The sequence below is a fragment of the Rhizobium lusitanum genome, from assembly GCF_014189535.1.
GTDB classification, from domain to species: Bacteria; Pseudomonadota; Alphaproteobacteria; order Rhizobiales; family Rhizobiaceae; genus Rhizobium; species Rhizobium lusitanum_C.
On sequence record NZ_CP050307.1, the window covers coordinates 1835330 to 1853625 of the forward strand.

The 18296-nt window shown below is 64.5% G+C and carries 3 protein-coding genes; all 3 read right to left on the bottom strand.

The genetic code is table 11. The features are described 5' to 3' along the window. Positions 1 to 51 precede the first annotated feature (51 nt). Positions 52 to 1338: an MFS transporter gene (locus HB780_RS11545; protein WP_183687846.1), complete on the bottom strand. Its 1287-nt coding sequence runs from the start codon at positions 1336 to 1338 to the stop codon at positions 52 to 54. Further along, positions 1338 to 13829, bottom strand: coding sequence for a non-ribosomal peptide synthetase/type I polyketide synthase (locus HB780_RS11550; protein ID WP_183687848.1), 12492 nt, complete (start codon positions 13827 to 13829; stop codon positions 1338 to 1340). The genes HB780_RS11545 and HB780_RS11550 overlap by 1 nt, the downstream gene beginning before the upstream one ends. A 101-nt stretch (positions 13830 to 13930) precedes the next feature. Continuing rightward, positions 13931 to 18268, bottom strand: a complete 4338-nt coding sequence (locus HB780_RS11555; protein ID WP_286202921.1) for an amino acid adenylation domain-containing protein — start codon at positions 18266 to 18268, stop codon at positions 13931 to 13933. Between the last annotated feature and the right edge of the window lie 28 nt (positions 18269 to 18296).

Consider the following 18296-nt stretch of genomic DNA (forward strand, 5'->3'; position numbering starts at 1 on the left):
GAGCATTTCTAGGTCAAATCCGAGGCCGAGGAATTTTTGTTCAATAGCCGGCTAATTCTTTCTGCACCAAAGACCACCGATCGCCAACACATACATCGCGACGCCAATCACGAATGGCCACCCGACAGTCGCCGGATTGCCCGTTCCTCCAGTAGCAACGGTCAAGGTATAGGAACCAAGCAACGGCGCAATCGCGCCAACGAGGCTCAGCATCGATGTGAGGCCGCCTTGCAGTTCGCCGTGATGACGTTCGGTGGCACAACGCGACAACTCGCTTCGCATCGCCGGTTCGGCGACCAGACCCAACGCCTGCGCGGCAATCCCGACATAGGTGAGCCAGGGCGACGACGCGGCGAAATAGCAAAGATACGCGACACTGCAACATCCGTATCCGATCGAAATGATCCATCGGTTTGAAAAGCGGGCAGTCAGCCGGCGGACCAGGTATCGCTGGGACAGTGCCATCCCGAGCGCCAATGCGGCGAGTGCCCAGGACGCATCAACCACGTCCCAGCCGTAGCGCACCTGATTGGCCAGCACGAAGCAGCTTTGAAATACGCCGTATGCGAACCATGTGCAGATGGAGGTGAGCAGATAGGGACGCATCGAGCCGTTGCGAAACAGCGCGTACAGGCTGCCGACCGGATTCGCTCGCCGCCATTCGAACGGTCGACGGTTTTCCTGCCGCAGGCTTTCGGGAAGATAAAACCATCCGTAGAGCAGATTGAGCGCCGCAAGCGCACCGGCAACGATGAAAGGCAGGTGTGGGCTGATCGACGCGAGCCAGCCGCCCGCCACCGGCCCGACGACCAGCCCGACCGCAATCACGCTCCCCGCGCTTCCATAAAGATGCGTGCGGCGCTCGCCGTCGCTGATGTCGGCGATATAGGCCATCACCGTCGCGATGTTTGCCGCCGACGCGCCGCCAAGCGCGCGGCCGACCAGCAGTGATACGAGGCCGCCGGCGAGTGCGATCATCCAGTTGCTGGCCGCCATGCCCGCCAATGCAACGAGCAGCACTACGCGGCGCCCGTATCGGTCGCTCAACGCGCCGAGCATCGGCGCGTTGAGGAATTGCATTGCCGAATACGCCGCGATCGCCGCTCCCAGTACGAGCGACACCTGTTGCGCGGGCACTGTCGCAAGCTCGGCGATCAATGTCGGTAGCACCGGCATCGCCAGCCCCATACCGAGCACATCGAGCGCGAGGATCCACAGAATGAATCCCACCGGCGGCGCACGATTTCGATCGGCGATGCACAAACCCGCCGCCTTGACGGAACATTCGGAGCATACCGACGTGCCGCCTGCGCCGGTATGGTTCGGTTTCGTGCCCATCAGTCGAACTCCGCCAGGCGCCGTTTCAGCGTATGCGCGATCTCGCCCGCATACTCCGCCGACAGGCAGGTAAAGTGGTCGCCCGGCACGTCATGGCAATCGACCGGCGCAGCGCTGAAGTCTTCCCATCCCCAGGCCGGCGTCTGCCGGATTTCCGGCAGATTGATACCCGCGGGCATGGAATCGACGGCGCGGAACAACACCAGCGACGAACGCAACGGAATCTTCGGCGGATCGTAGTTCATCCCGAACGCTGCCGCGGCCTTGTAGACGTTGAAGATGCCGCGAATGCTGCCCTCGTCCGCGCGCGCGTCGATCAGCCCATATGATTGCAGCTGCTCCTTCAGGTGGCGGATGCGCTCTTCGTGTCCCAGCGTTTCGAGCCGATCGAGCGTCTCGCGCGTCACCTCGACCGGCTTGCCGGAGTAGCGCCCGAAGATGCTCAGCAGCGAGCCGACCACCTGCGCATCGCTTGGCGGTGTCAGGCGCAAGTAGGGCGGGGCCGCGGAATCGAACAGTGCGAGCAGGCCGGGTCTCTCGCCGTCCGCCTCGAGCAGGCGCACCATCTCGAGCGCGACCTTGCCGCCGAGTGAATGCCCGCCAAGCAAATACGGCCCTTCCGGCTGGATCGAGCGGATACAACGGATGTAGAACTCCGCCATCTCCTCGACGCTGCCATGCGGTTCGGCATTGCCGTCCAGCCCAAGGCATTGCAGGCCGTAGAATGGACGCTCGCTGCCCATCGCCTTGGCAAGCGCCAGCACCTGGTTGACGTTGCCGCCCATGCCAGGCAGGCAGAAGAACGGCCTGCCTTCACCCGCGCGCTGCACCGGGACGAGGCAGTAACGCAGATGCAGGTCCGCGTCATTCTCCAGCGTGTCGCCGGTTTCCTCGACAGTGCCCAGCGACACCGCCATCCGTTCGATCGTCGGCTCGTCAAGAAACTCGGCAAGCGTCAGGCACTCAGGGAAGCGTTCCCGCACCTGGGAGATCAACTGCGCGCCAAGCAGCGAATGGCCGCCAAGCGCGAAGAAGTCATCCTGGACACTGGGCAGCTCACCACCCAGCAACTCGCGCCACAACTCGGCCAATTGCCGCTCGAGCGCGTTTCGCGGCGCGACATGTTCGCCCGTCGTCGCCGATGATGCCGTACCGCGCCCGCCGACCCTGTCGGCCCCGTTGCCGAGTGACCGGATCAACGTTTCGATATCCCTCGCCTTGTGCACGACGATCTGTGCGTCGGCATGCGCGAGCGCGATGTCGAGCACTCGGCAGCCCTCGGCGTTGAGCAAGCCGCTGGTCGCGTCGATCGGCGCCTGGTTCGGATGCGCGCGGTCATAGGCGACGCGCATGCCGACCTCGGCCCATGCGTCCCAGTTCACCGCGACTACCGGCAGCCCCTGACGGCGCGCCGCCTGTGCCGATGCATCCACATAGGCGTTTGCGGCGGCGTAGTCCGCCTGGCCAAGTCCGCCAAGGACAGCGGCGAGCGACGAGCACAGCACAATGAAATCGGGCTGCTCGTCACGCAGCGCATTGATCAGCACATCGGTGCCGATCGTCTTCGGCGCGAGCACGCGGTTCCATGCCTCAGGCTCGGCGAGCTGAATGAGCCCACTTGCCTCGACACCCGCCGCATGGATCGCACCGTCGATCCGACCGCAGCGGCTCTTTATATCTGCAAGCGCGGCCGCGAACGCATCGCGGTCGCCGCAATCCGCCTGAACGACGGTCACGACCGCGCCCAGCGCGCTGAGCGCGGCGATCGATGCTTCGGCACTCGGGTGCGATGCTCCCGAACGCGAGACAAGAAGCAGGCGAGGCGCTGTGACGGATGTCGCAAGATGCGTAGCGAACGCGAGGCCGATCCCGCCGAGACCGCCGGTGATCACATATGCACCGCCGTCCACGAAACGTGGCGCGGCTGCAACTGCAGGCAATGTGCGGAAATATGGCTCGTAGAACGCACCGTCGCGCACCGCAACGGTCGACGCGAGCGGCGAATGGTTGTGGCGATCGTACCGGACAAGCGCGTCACGAAGCGCCACTTGATCGGCACTTCCGGCCTCCGCCGGGAGATCGATATGACGGCAGCACAGGTTTGGAAACTCCCACATCACGGCTCGCACCGCGCCGAGCAGCGCCGCCTGTGCCGCCCGCAACGGCTCGTCGGCGAACACCGCGCAAGCGCCGGCGGTGACGAGCGTCAAGACCGTACCCTGCGGCGCCTTCGGCGCTGCGGCCCGCAGCAGCCGCATCAGATCGCCAAACAGCGCATTTGCCGGATGCCCCGCGCCATGCGGCACGTTGTCACCGACGATGTAGACGATCTGCGTCGGCGGTGTGGCGGCGTCGAGTTGCACCGCATATCCGTCCGTGTCGCCGATCCACAGGCTGCCCGACGGCACGGCCGGCGCGATCGACGTGGGGTCGATGGTTCCTCGTGCGACGATCGTCCACGGCCCTTCGGGCATCGGTTCGCCGCGCGGGGGCAATGCCGGCCGCCACACCGGCCGCGTGCACCATGCGGCCGGATCGGTGCGATCCACCGTGTCGGGCGCTCCACGCTCTTCCCGTAAGGTGAAACCCTCGATCTCGACCAGCACCGGCCCGACATCGCCAGCTTCATCCGTCGCGAACAGCGTCACATCATAGACGTTCTCGCGCACGCGGCGTGCATGGCTAAAGAGCTGTGCTGTCAACGGTGCGTGGATCTTGAGCCTGCCATAGTGGAACGGCAGCCGCGCGCCGCGATTTTCCATCGTCGACAGGAAGCCAGTCGCCATGTCGAGCAGCGCCGGATGAAGTGGAAAAGCCTCGATATCCGCCGCGAAATCCGGAGCAAGCGCGAGCCGCGCGACACCTTCGTCCTCGGCGAGCCAGAGCGAACCGAAGCAGCGCCAACGCGGGCCGAACAGCCCAAGCCGTTCGTCGAGCGCCTGCCGTGCCACAGCGTTCGCGAGTGTGTCCGCACGATCCGCGCGAATATGCTCGAGCGCGGATGCTGCCACAGGCGAACGACGGTGCGTAGCGATCGTTCCCTGTGCGTGGACCGTCCAACGATCGTCGTCACCGTCGGGTGCGGATGCCAGCACGAATTCCTGCGCGCCATCCCCGTCGCCTCGGAACGTTATGCGGACGACCTGTTCCGCGCGCTCGTCATCGAGCACGAGCGGCACCGGAAAGTACACGTCGCTCAGCTCGATCCGCGAACCATGGCCCATTCGCTCGAACGCGCCGCGCACCAGTTCCAGGCAGCCGGTGCCCGGCAGCACCGGCTTGCCGTCGAAGACACGGTGTTCATCGACGAGCCACAGCGCCGGCGACAGCACGAGTTCGTACTCCCGGCGCTGCCCGCTCTGCTGCCGCCAATGGCGATAGACCGCTGGCCCCGTCCGCAGTTCCGCGCCCTCCGCATCGATCCAGTGCCTGTCGCGTGCAAACGGATAGGTCGGCAACGGCACCCGTCGGCCATCCACGCCTCCGCTCGCACTCTGCCAGTCGAGCCCCGCGCCAAGACGCCACAGCGCTGCGACCATGTTTGCAAGGGTCTGATTGTCGTCGGTGCGATCGCGCGGATGTCGGCCGCAGCCGGTCGTCGCGTAGGTGTCGGAATCGGATTGGAGCGCGTTTCGCAATGCTTGCCCGGGACCGACCTCGACGAGGATCGGCGCGTCCAATTCGTCGTGCAGCATCGCGATCCCATCAGCGAAACGCACGGTGTCGCGCAGATGCGAAGCCCAGTAAGCCGCATGGTTCGCCTGATCGAGCGACAGCCACGTACCGCTGCGGTTCGACACGATCGGAACTGTACCGGCATGTACCGGAATCGCCGCAATGGCGACCTCAAGTTGACGCGCCGCATCCTCCATCATCCGCGAATGAAACGCATGCGATGTCTTGAGTGGATGGCTCTGCACACCAGCTTCAGCGAGCGCTGGCTGCAACCGCGCAATCGCGTCGATGCTGCCCGCAAGCACGCATTGGCGGCTGCCATTGACGGCCGCGAGCTCGACGTCGGTGTCTAGCCAGCGGTCACACGCTTGTTCATCGAGGGTAACCGCAAGCATCGCGCCGCGCATGGCGCGCTGCATCAGCCTGCCGCGTTCGACGACGATCGCAAGCGCATCCTTCAGCGTGTAGATGCCCGCGACGCAGGCGGCGACCAGCTCGCCGAGGCTGTGCCCGATCAGTGCCTGCGGTCGAATGCCTCGTGCTTGCAGCAGCATCGCGCAGGCATACTCGACCGCGAACAACGCCGGCTGCGCAATCTCCGTCTCGCGAAGCGCAGCAGCGGCCTCGTCCTCCCGTCCCGGGTCGGGATACAGATATCCGAGGATATCCAGCCCGCCTTGCGCGGTGAGCAATGCCGCGCATTCGCGCAGCACATCGCGGAACACCGGCTCTCCTTCGTAAAGGCCCCTCAACATCCCAACATGCTGCGAGCCCTGACCCGGAAACATGAAAACGACCGGGCGGTCCTGGCCCGACTCTCGGGTCGATACGCTGAGCGGAGCCTCGAGTGCGGCAATTGCCTGTTCGCGCGTCTGGCACACAAGCACATCGCGGAACGAGAAGCGCGCGCGACCGGCACCCAAGGTGAGCGCGACATCGGACAGATGCGCGCTCGTCGCGCGCAGATGGCCGGCGAGCCGGCGGCGCGCGCGCCACAGCGCTTCCGGCGACCGCGCCGATAGCGGCAGCACATGCCAGCCCTCATCGTTCGGCTCGCGCGGCAACGGCTCAGGCGGCTGCTCGACGATTACATGTGCATTGGTGCCGCCAATCCCGAACGAGCTGATGCCGGCGCGGCGCGGCCATGGCGACTCTGGCCATGGTTGCCGCTCGGTGTTGACGTAGAACGGACTGCCCTCAAGTTCGATCTCTGGATTTGGCTGCGAGAAGTTCAGGCTCGGCGGCAGCACGTCATGTTCGACCGCAAACACCGCCTTGACGAAGCCGGCGATCCCGGCCGCAGCATCGAGATGGCCGATATTGCTTTTCACCGAACCCAGTGCACAACGGCGGTCCGCCGGCCACGGCGCGGTGCCTGTGTAGGCTGTGGCGAGCGCGCGAAACTCGACGGGATCGCCGAGCCGCGTGCCGGTGCCATGTGCCTCGACGTAGCCGATCGATTCGGCCGGCAGGCCGGACCGTTCGAGTGCCGCGGCAATCACTGCGGCCTGGCCGGTGACGCTCGGCGCCGTGTAGCTGACCTTGGCTGATCCATCATTGTTGATCGCCGAGCCGCGAATGACCGCGTGTACGTGGTCGCCGTCCTCGATCGCTTTTGCGAGCGGCTTCAGCATCACGACCGCGCAGCCGCTGCCGCCGGTCGTGCCGCTTGCCTCCGCGTCGAACGGCCGGCAGCGGCCGTCGCTGGAGATGATGCTGCCCTGCATCGGCCGATATCCATAATACTCGGCCTCGATCGACACGCCGCCAACGAGCGCCATCTCGCACTCGCCCGCAAACAGGCTCGTGCATGCATTGTGCACGGCAACGAGCGAGGATGAACACGCCGTCTCGATCGTCACTGCGGGACCGGACAGATCGAGCTTGTAGGCGGTTCGCGTCGCGAGGAAGTCGCGCCCGTTGCCAAGCAGCCACTGGATGTTTTCAAGCTTCAACTCGCGGCGGCGCGGATAGACGTGGTCGAGCAGATAATGGCTCGTGCTTGCGCTCGCAAACACACCGACCCGCCGCCCACCGGAACCGCCGCCGTAGCCAGCCGCCTCCGCCGCCGCCCAGGCGCATTCGAGGAAGAGCCGCTGCTGCGGGTCCATCAGCGCCGCCTCGCGTGCCGAGTAGCCGAAGAATTCGGCGTCGAACTTGTCGGTGTCTTCGAGACGGTTGCCGAGCTTCACGAGATCGGGTTGCGCAAGTTTCGCGGGGTCCGCGCCATATTCCGTGAGCAGCTCGTCGCTGTAATGCAACGTGGTTTCGACGCCTTCGACCAGATTATCCCAGAAGGCTTGCAGATCGGGCGCGCCGGAAAAGCGACCGGCCATGCCGACCACCGCGATCGCGCCGTCGGCGACGGGCACAGCTGCGGGCGTTGGCGTGTCGACCGGCCGGTCGTCCTCCGCAACGCTGACCTGAAGCCGCTCGAGATGCGCGACGAGCCCGCTCAGCGTCGGATACTCGAACAGATCCGTCATTGCGATCCGGGTGGAGAACGTGTTCTCGATGCGCTTGCGCATTTCGACGATACGCAGCGAATGACCGCCAAGATCGAAGAAATTGCTGCCCGGCTCGATGTCGTCGCGCTCAAGCACCTGTTGCCAGATCGCCTTTACACCCGCCAGGAGCTTCTTGCCACCAGACGGCCCACGAACGAGCGGCCCAGGGCTCGTAGCCGCCGCAACGATTGCCGGTTCGCTGGCGACCGGCTCGTCAACGCGGGCCGCCAGCGCCTTGCGATCGACCTTGCCGGTCCGCCCCAGCGGCAACTCAGGCAGCCTCACCAACCGCTCCGGTACCATATGCGCGGGCAGTTGCTGAGCGAGCAGGGCACGCACCTCGCCCTCGGAAGGCTCACCGACGTAATAACCAACGAGAATCCGGTGACCGCGCGCGTCGAGCGGCGTAAGGATAACCGCCTGCTCGACCCCATGCAGCGCATTGAAGCGCGCCTCGATCTCACCGGGCTCAACGCGAAAGCCACGGATCTTCACCTGCGAGTCAGCACGTCCGACATAGATGAGGCTGCCGTTCGGCTGCTGGATCACATAATCGCCCGTCCGATAGAACCGCGCGTCTGGCTCCGGCGAGAATGGATCCGGCAGGAAGCTGCGCGCGGTTGCCTCGTCGAGGTTCAGATAACCCGCCCCGACGCCCTCGCCGCCGATGTACAGCTCGCCCGGCACGCCGCTCGGCAACGGATTCCGGTAGCGGTCGAGCACGTAGAACGTGACGTTCCCCATCGGCCGCAGCACGAGCGCGCCGCGCGCGTCCCAATAGTCGGTTGCCGATGCGTAGATCGTCGTCTCTGTCGGTCCGTAACCATTGATGAAGCGCCGGCCGATCGCCCACATGTGCGCGACGTTCAGTGGGCACGCTTCGCCGGCGGCCACGATCACCGCCAGGTCCGGCAAGTCGGAATGGGGCAGAAGCCGGAGTGCGGTCGGCGTGATCTGCAGGTGCGTGATGCGCGCCGCGCGCAGCAGGTCGAGCAGGTCGGGGCCTGGCAGCAGTTGCGCCGTTTGGGCGAAGACCAGCGTCGCGCCGCTGACGAGTACTGGAAACACCTCGCCGCAGACGCCGTCGAACACCGGCGAAAAATATTGTAGCTGCCGCGCACCGGCATGATGCCCGACGCATTCGGCGAATGCGTTCGCGGTATTGTGCAGATTGCGCTGCGTGATCATCGCGCCCTTGGGCCGGCCGGTCGAACCGGACGTGTACAGCACGTAAGCCAGGTCGTCGGGCTCGCGCATGCAGCGCGGCGCGGGTGCGGGCGTGTCGCCATCGAACTCATCGGCGAACAGTGTTTCCAGCCCGAGCGGCTCGCACCGTTCCGCGAGGCCACGATGCGCGACGACGAGCCGCACGCCTGCGTCCTCGATTGTGTAGCCGAGCGTGCCCTCCAGCGAATCCTCGGGATTGAGCGGCACAAAGGCGCACCGCGCCTTGAGCGCGCCGAGCATTCCGGCGACGAGGTAGGGGTGGCGTCCCGTGAACAGGCCGACACGCGTGCCCGGCGTCGCGCCGCGCGCAAGCAGCTCGTTTGCGAGACGGTTCGCCAGCCGGTCCAGTTGTGCGTAGGTCCAAATCCGGCCATCCAGTTCAAGCGCGACGGCGTCCGGTGCCGATGCCGCACGCGCTTCGAATTGCGCGATCACGTCGCCCGTACCGCTGAAATCACGCCGCGTATCGTTGCTCCCGCGTGTCAGCGCGTCATATTCGTCTGCCGACAAAATCCCCACGCCAGCGATTGTCTGGTCAGCGTCGGCAAGCAGGTTCTGCAGCAGTTCCCGGAAGTGTCGCGCAAGCCCTTCGACCAGCACGCGTTCGTAGCGCGACGTCCGGTATTTGAAACCACCGCCAAGCGGCTTCCCCTCGATGGCGCGCAGCTCCAGCATCAAGTCGAGCTTGACGTCGCTCGATGCGAGTGCGACCTCGTCAACAATCAGGCCCGGCATGTCGAGTGCTGCGGACGGCGCGCTTTGTACGACAAGCCCTATCTGGAAGAAGGGGTGCCGGCCCGGTGTGCGCTCCGGGTTCAACACTTCGACCAAATGGTCGAGCGGCACCACCTGCGCGGCCTCCGCATCAAGCACCGCACGCCGGCTCGCGGCGATCACTTTGGCGAGCTGCTGTTGCCCATCGACGCGCAGCCGCACCGGCAGCAGATTGACGAAGAAGCCAAGAAGCGCCTCGCTATCGACATGATCCCGACCAGCGAACGGCAAACCGACAACGATGTCGTCCTGGCCGGTGTAGCGGTGCAGCAGGATCGTGAATGCGGTATGCGCGACCATCGTCGGCGTGCAGTTCAGCCGCTGGCAGAGCCGCGCCAACTGTGCGGAATACGACTCCGGCAACGTGAATGCCACGTAACCGCCGGCGGGGTCGTCTGTTGCGGCCAGGTTCGAGCGCTCCGGCAACGGGAGTGCTGGCGGCAGATCGCTCAGACGCTCCCGCCATGCCTCCACATGCTCGGCGAATGCCGGCGTATTGGTCTGTGCCCGCTGCCACGCCGCATAATCCTGATATTGCAGCGGGTTTACTACGGTCACGGGTGCGCCGCCGCCGGACGGACGATAGCTGGCCGCAAGTTCACGCCGCATCAACGCGCTCGACCAGCCATCATAAGCAATGTGATGCAGCACGACGCACAGAACATGTTCATCGTCTGCAATGCGAAACAACGTCGCGCGGATCGGCCACTCACGATCCAGCTCGAACGGCCGCTGCACATCTCGCGAGAGCCGTTCGGTCAGCTGCCCGCTGTCCAGCGGCTCGACGACGAGCGTGACATGCGCCGGCGGATCGATCTCCGCGAGCGGCTCCTTGCGCGTGGTGCCGGTATCGTCGGTAAATGTCTGCACAGCGGCGGTGAACCGCGTGCGCAGCACCTCATGGCGTTCGATCAGGCGGTTCAACGCCGCCTCGAGCGCCGGCTGGTCTATCGCGCCACGCACGCGAAAAATCTCCGGCATATTGTATGCGGAATTCGGCTCCGACTGCTGCGCAAACCAGAGCCGCTTCTGCGCGAACGACAGGCGCTGGCGTTCGATCCCCACGGCGCGCGCGATCGGCACCGGCGCATCCGCCGCGGCAAGCCCGCGCGTTAACGTCATCATCTCCTGCATCACGCGTTCCGCAAGTTGCACGATGGTCGGCCGCTCGAACAGGTCGGCCACCTTCAGCTTGACGCCAAACGCACTGTGAATGCGTGCGAGCGCCTGCGTGACGAGCAGCGAATGGCCTCCCCGTTCAAAAAAGTTATCGTGCACGCCAACCCGCTCCGCCTGGAGCAGAGCTTGCCAGTCCTTCGCGAGCCGTGCCTCCAGTGGATTCTGCGGCGGCGTATATGCACGCGCGGTCGCCGCCCAGTCTGGATCGGGCAGCCGTTTACGATCGATCTTGCTGTTCGCCGACAAGGGCAGCGCGGCCAGCACGACGACCACGCGCGGCACCATATGCGCGGGCAGGCGCGTGCGCAGATAGTCGAGCAGCACCTCTGCGGTCACGCCCGCACCCGCATAGCCGACCAGTTCGAGATCGCCACCCGGCGCTTGCCGCGTGACAACAGCACATTCGCGCACGGCCGGATGGTCGGCGAGCACGCTTTCAATCTCGCCCAGCTCAATGCGGAAGCCGCGCACCTTCACCTGGTTGTCGAGACGGCCGAGGAATTCGATCGTGCCGTCGGCGAGATGCCGGCACAGATCGCCGGTGCGGTAAAAACGCCGCCCGTCCGGATCGGACATGAAGCATCCTTCCGCGCCGAACGAACCGGTCGGGAAGCGCTCTCCACTCAGCTCCGGCCGGTTCAGGTAGCCTGTCGCCACCGCGCCGCCACCGATCATCAGTTCTCCGGGTACGCCGAGAGGCACCAGGTTCAGCACGCCGTCGACGACATACATCGCGGTATTCGGCAGCGGCGTGCCGATCGGCAGGCTGCGCTCGGGCTCGTATAAGTCATCGCGCGGCTCGAACGTCGCACTTTCGCAGGTGGCTTCGGTGACACCGTAGACGCTCAGTAGACGCGTCTGCGGCGAGCATAGCGAGCGCAGCTTCCGGTATTCGTGCACGAACCACACGTCCGCGCCACAGGCGATGGTGCGCGGGCCGCTCAGGCGTTTGCCGGTGCGTTCGAGGTACTGGATCATCAGGCGCACAACCGCAGGCACGAACTCCATGATCGTCGCTCGCTCACGCTCGATCAGAGCGTACAGCGCCTCCGGATCGGTTAGATGGTCGCGCGGGCACATGATGAGCCGCCCGCCGCCGCCGAGCCCGCGTATCACGTCGCTCATGAACACATCGAACGTATGGTTCGCCATCTGCAGCACTGCGGTCACGCCGACCTCGCTGCGGCCGTAGACCGCCTCGAAGGCATGGAACAAGGATATCCAGCTACCGTGCGATACCTGCACGCCCTTCGGCTGGCCGGTGGAGCCGGAGGTGAAGATGATGTACGCGATGTCGCCCGCGCGGGTTTGCGCCCCACCCCAGTCCGGGTTTGCGGACAGTGCATCCGCATCCCAGCCCAAATCCTCCATCGCAATCAGCGGATAGCCGAGCGCCGCGCCGTCGCTCGCGCCTGCAACGAGCAGCGCTGCGGGGTTCACGTCGTCGATCAACACCGCATGGCGCGCATCGCCCGGCGACACCGGCACGAATGCGGCGCCGACCTTGTGGATAGCCAGCAGCGCAACGATGACGTCCGGTCCGTAATGCTGGAACACCACGACCCGGTCGCCACGGCGCACGCCGGATTCAAATAAACGCGCGGCGAGCGCGTTTGCGCGCGCGTCAACCTGCCCATATGTACGGCGCGCATCCGAGTGAACCAGTGCGACAGCTGTGCCCTCATGCGCAGCGGTCGCTTCAAACGCGAGATGAAACGGTACGAACGCCATATCCGGATCACACGCACCGTCGTTAGCAAGCGTCAGCATCGCCGTGGCGGCATCCGGCGACAACAACGAGAAGCCATCGATCCGTGCATCCGGCTCGGCCGCGAAACGCTGAAGAATATGCACGAGGCCATCGCCGATGCGTTGCACCATCGCGGCGTCGAGCAGGTCGCTATCGTATTCGAACACGCCGTTCATGCCGTCGTCGACGAGCGATAGCGTCAGGCTCAGGTCATATTTCGCGCTGCACGAGTCGAGCGTATAAAAATGCGTATCGAGGGCGTCACCGAACGACGCCGTGAAGCCTTCGGCCGCCAGGTCGAACTGTACCTGGAACACCGGCGCGTGGCTGAGCGAGCGTGGCGGCTGAACGGCTTCAATGATCCTCTCGAACGGCACATAGGAATGCTGCAACATCTCAAGCACGCCGCCGCGGACGCGATCGAGCACATTGGCGAACGACGGCGCGCCGGACACGTCGATGCGGTTCGGCAAGGTGTTGACGAAATAGCCGATGGCATCTTCGCAATCGAGATCGTAGCGGTTGGAGATCGGCGATCCGATCACCACGTCGTTCTCCTGCGTGTATCGCTGGATCAGTACGGCAAATGCTGTCAGTCCGATCATGTACAGGGACACGCTGCGCGCGCTGGCGATGCGCTTCAACTTGTCGACCACGTCGGAAGGTACGGCGATGGAGACGCGGCTACCCTTGAATTGGCGTGTGGCCGGACGCGGATGATTGAGCGGCAGCGGCAACACGGCCGGGGCACCCGACAAGCGGTGCTGCCAGTACTCGATGCCTGTCGCCAGATCCTCGTCAAGCACGGCGCCGTCCGAATATAGACCCTCGTCGACGGGTGACGCGTCAGGTTCACCGCCTTGCACGAGCGTCGCATAGGCGCTCGCAAGCTCGTTCAGGAAGACCTGCACGGAACGACCGTCGAAGACGATGTGGTGAACGATCACGATCAGGGCGTGATCATCATCAGCGATGCGGGCGAGCGTTGTGCGGATCGGCGCGGCACGTTCGAGATCGAACACATGGCGGGCCTCGGCATTCTGCAGATCGATGATGCGGGCTTCCGCGTCCGGGTTACCGGACAGGTCCACATGGTTCAGCCCGACCGTCTCGTCGCTCAACTGCGCGGACGGCTGCCCTTCTACACCTGGGAAGCGATACCGGAGCGCCGGATGCCGCCGCTGCACGACATCGAGTGCGCGCGCAAGCGCAACGGTATCGAGAAGGCCGGAGAAGCGCAGCACGAATGGAACATTGTACGTGACCCCACCGCGCTCAAGCTGGTTGAGGAACCAGAGGCTTTGTTGAGCGGTAGACAAATCAGTCGAACTTGCCGAGACGGATAGGTCGGGCGAAGCGATCAAGTATACGGAATCCATGTGTTGCTCCATGTGGGAATGGGCGCGCGTTGCGCGTGCGGCAGTAATTCGGGACAGGAGAGATGCCGGCACGGACCGGTCCGCGCATGGCGAGGCAGCGCTCAGGGGCGCACGGCTTCGCGACCGTTCGTGATAGCCTCGGAAAACGACGCGACCGTCGGATAGCGGAACAGCATGTCGAGCGGCAGGCGGCGGCCCAAAGTCTTGCTCAGTCGCGACATGATCCGCATCCCGGCGAGCGAGTGTCCACCGATTGCAAAGAAGTCCTGGTGACGCTCGACTGAATCCAGCTTCAGGACTTCTGCCCACACCGGCGCGATCAGTTCCTCGAGGGAGCCGGCCTCAGTATCCGGCACCTCGGCAGCAACGAGGATCGGCTGTATGGCAAGCTTGGGGACTGCCCGCTTGTTCAGCCTGCCACTCGGTATCGTCGGAGACTGCTCGATTGGCTGGACGCTCGCTGGCACCGTGCGAGAGGACAGCGATTGCGGTAACGCCTCGGGACCGTTCGCGATAGCCTCCGAGAACAACGCGACCGTCGGATAGCGGAACAGCATGTCGAGCGGCAGGCGGCGGCCCAAAGTCTTGCTCAGCCGCGACATGATCCGCATCCCGGCAAGCGAATGTCCGCCGATTGCAAAGAAGTCCTGATGCCGCTCGACCCTATCGAGCTTCAGGACTTCCGCCCAGACCGGCGCGATCTGCTTTTCGAGGGAACCGGCCACAGTGTCCGGCAACTCGACGGAGACGGCGCGCGGCCGCGCGGCGAGTTCGAGCAAGGCGCGCTTGTTCAACTTGCCGCTCGGTGTCGTTGGAAGCTGCTCGATTGGATGGATGCTCGCCGGCACCATATAGTCGGGCAACGACTGCCGTAACGCGTCGTGAATGGCAGGCCCGGAAAGCGTCGCACCGCGCACCGCACTGACGAACGCAACAAGCTGCTTGTCCGCGCCCTGCGAGCGCACGATCACCGCGCAGTGGGCGACGCCTTCGATCCCTCGGATCGCCTGCTCGATCTCACCCGTTTCGATGCGGAAGCCGCGGATCTTGATCTGGCTGTCGCGACGTCCGAGGAACTCGACGTGACCATCGGCTGTCCAGCGTCCGACGTCGCCGGAGCGAAACAGCGTTTGCTCAGACAGCCATGGCAGCCGCACGAAACGCTCCTTGCTCAGTTCCGGGCGTTTCAGATATTCGCCGGTCACGCCGCCACCTACGTAAAGTTCGCCGGGCACACCTTCCGACGCCAGATTGCCGAAGACATCGACCACGTAGAGATCGCGATGCGCGATAGGACGGCCGATCAATGCACGGCCGCTCACCTGTTCCGCCGTGTCGAGAGTGTATGCGGTCGTGAACACGGTTCCCTCGGTCGGCCCGTAACCGATCGTCAATTGACGGCCGCCGGCTGCGAAGAACGCGCGCATCGTGTCGGCGGACACCACGTCGCCACCCGTCAGCACGCGCCGCGCCCCCGCGAGCGCTTCCGGGTGCTGCTCCACCATTTCCTGGAACAGCGCCGACGTCAGCCACAGGATGCTTACCTGCTGCGTGGCCAGTGTATCGCCCAGATCCTCAAGACTCGCGAGCGCGCCGGGCTGAACAACCACTTGCGCGCCGTTCAGCAGTGCGCCCCAGATCTCGAAGGTGGACGCGTCGAATGCGAGCGGCGCAAACATCAACACTCGGTCATCCAGATCAATCTTCAGGTAGTCCGTATTCGTCACCAGGTTGATGACCGCGCGATGGTCACTCGCCGTCGCCTTTGGCTCGCCAGTAGAGCCGGAGGTGAACATGTAGTAGCACCGCGCGTCGGTATCGACGCTCGGCCGGGTCGCAGGTCGGACGCCGGCCGAAAATTCGACCAGTACGCCGTCGATGCGGTGCACCGCAATGTGATCGGCGAACACCGGCGCGGCCGCATCAACGAGCACATGCGCGACGTCTGCCTCAAGCAGCTGCCAGTCGCGGCGTGCGGCGGGCAGTGCGGCGTCGACGGACAGATAGCAACCACCAGCCTTCAAAATGCCGAGCAACCCCGCGATGAGCCATGGTGAGCGCGCCATGCAAACCGCGACGGCTTCGCCGGGACGCACGCCGTTGCTCAGCAGCCGCTCCGCGATTTCGTTCGCTCTCGCGTCGAGTTCCGCATAGGTCCAGACGCACACGCCGCTGCGCACCGCGATGGATTCGGGTTGTAACGCCACCCAGTCCTCGAAAATTTCGTGCAGTGTCGACTGGCGGCACAATGGCCGTGCGCCTTCGCTGATCGCACGCAGATGTGTGTCGTCGAGGGCGTGGCCCGCCTGTTGGAGCGTCGTGTCGAGCGACGCCGCGGCGGCATCGAGCATCCTCAAGAAGTCTTGCGCGAGCAGTTTCACGGCATGTTCGGAGAACAGATCCGACGCATAGCGGACACTCACCACCGGATCGTCGCCTTCAGTCCGCACGATCATCTCGATGCGGGCGCGGCCGGTAGCCGATGAGCCCTCCACATCGGTTGCGACGCCAAACGCGGATTGCAGCAACGACGCGACCGGCCGTCCCGAGCTTTGCTGCCACGCCTCGATCGCGGCGGACAACACCTCCGGCGAGCGATCGTAGTGCTCGCATGCACGGCGACACACGTCCTCTGCCGCGCGGAACGTGTCCGCGAACGAGGCCACGGGATCCACGCGTATTGCGACCGGCAGGACCGTCTTTAGCGCGCGCACGTCGTTGTCGGCGACAAGACCGGCCAGCACGTCGAGATTGCCGGAGAAGCGCGCGAGCGACGTCGCGTGCAGTGCGAACAAGGCCACGGCAGGTGTGATACCCGCAGTTTCACATGCCTGGCGAAGACGCTCGAACGGCTCACGGGCGAGTGTGACGTCGAGCCGATCGAAGCGAAGCTCGGTGCTGGCGAACGTGCCGAGACGATCGGGAACCAGTTCACCCGCATCGGTCTCGATTTGCGCCGCCCAGAACGCGCTATCGGCATCCTCAGCAGTCTTGTGGTCTTTCGTCGTGCCCGTCGCCGGGCTCATATGCGTGACATCCGCGAGACGCTTTTCGGGATTGTCGAGCCATGCATTCGCGAGTGCGAAAAACTCGTCCATCAGCGAGACGACGCCCGCCTCGTTCGTTGACGACGTCGAGTATTCGAGCAGGAAACGCCCCCCCGCTTCCGGCCGTGTTTCGTTGTCGAACACGACGATCACGTTGAGGTCGAACTTCGCCGAACCGTTGCTGAGCCCTTCGACGATATCGACATCAAGCCCTTCGAATTCGAGCTCACGGGTCATCGAATTGTGGAAGCTAAACCCGACCTGGATATAGGGCAGCAGATTTGCGATGCGCGCAGGCTGCAGGTCGGCCACCATGCTGGAGAATGGCACATGCGAATTGGCGCAGGCCGCGCGAATTTCGTTTTTCACGCCGCCGAGCAGGGCCGGCCAGCGCAAGTCGCCTTGCAGTTCGACGCACACCGGCAGCATGTTCACGAGCATTCCGATCGTGTTCTGAATGCCGTGAATGTCGCGGTTGGCGACCGCCGTACCGACGATCTGCCGCGCATTGCCGGACCGCGCTCCGACGACGGAGGCAAACAGCGAGAACATCGTTTCGAACAGCGTCGCCTTGTTTGCGGAGGCATACTGTTTCAGCCGACCGGCGAGTTCGGCGGGGAATGCAACGGATACCGAGCTGCCGACGAAATCAAGCTCCGCGACACGCGCTTGCGCTTGCGGAAACGGCGAATGGCCGTGCGGCGACCAGTCGGCGAGGCGTTGCCGCCAGAATTCGCGGCCCTCCTGACCGGCGGATGAATCGAGCCATTCGCGCTCCCAATTGCAGTAGTCGATGAACTGGATCGCGGGCTCCAGCGCCGTGAGTTCAGGACGGCCTCGCTCCGCATTGTAGAAGTGGCTCAGCTCGCGCAGGAACAGACGGAACGACCAGCCGTCGTGAATCAGGTGATGCTCGATATGCAGCAGCGAATGGTCATGGTCTCCATGCTTGAACAACACCCAGCGCATCAGCGGAAGCGCTCCGACATCGATCTTCTGCGCGGTCTCTATCCGGATCAACGACGCGATATAGGCGTCACGCGTTGCATCCGCCGCTTTCGACAGATCGACGACGGGGAGCGTCACTTGCCATGCATCCTCGATCCGCTGCTGCGGCTCGCCGTCACGGTCGATAAACACGGTCGACAGACTTTGGTGCCGCTCCACGAGCCGCCCGAGCGCGCGCTCGAGCGCGCCGACGTCGAGTTCGCCTCGCAGGTTCAGCACGGCCTGGAAGTTATATGCGATGCTGTCCGGGACGAGCATTTCCAGAAACCACGCCTGCTCCTGCGACATGGATAGCCGCGCCTCGGTACCCGTCGGGTATGTGCGTCCGGCTGCATTGCTTAGTTGGTCGAAAGCATCGGTGCTTTCATCGACGATATAGCTCACACGATCACTCCTCATGGCTGACGATATT

Bases quoted from the DNA above. Each gene is read 5' to 3' on its own strand.
- HB780_RS11545 (WP_183687846.1), bottom strand. From the start codon at position 1,338: ATGGGCACGAAACCGAACCATACCGGCGCAGGCGGCACGTCGGTATGC.
- HB780_RS11550 (WP_183687848.1), bottom strand. From the start codon at position 13,829: ATGGATTCCGTATACTTGATCGCTTCGCCCGACCTATCCGTCTCGGCA.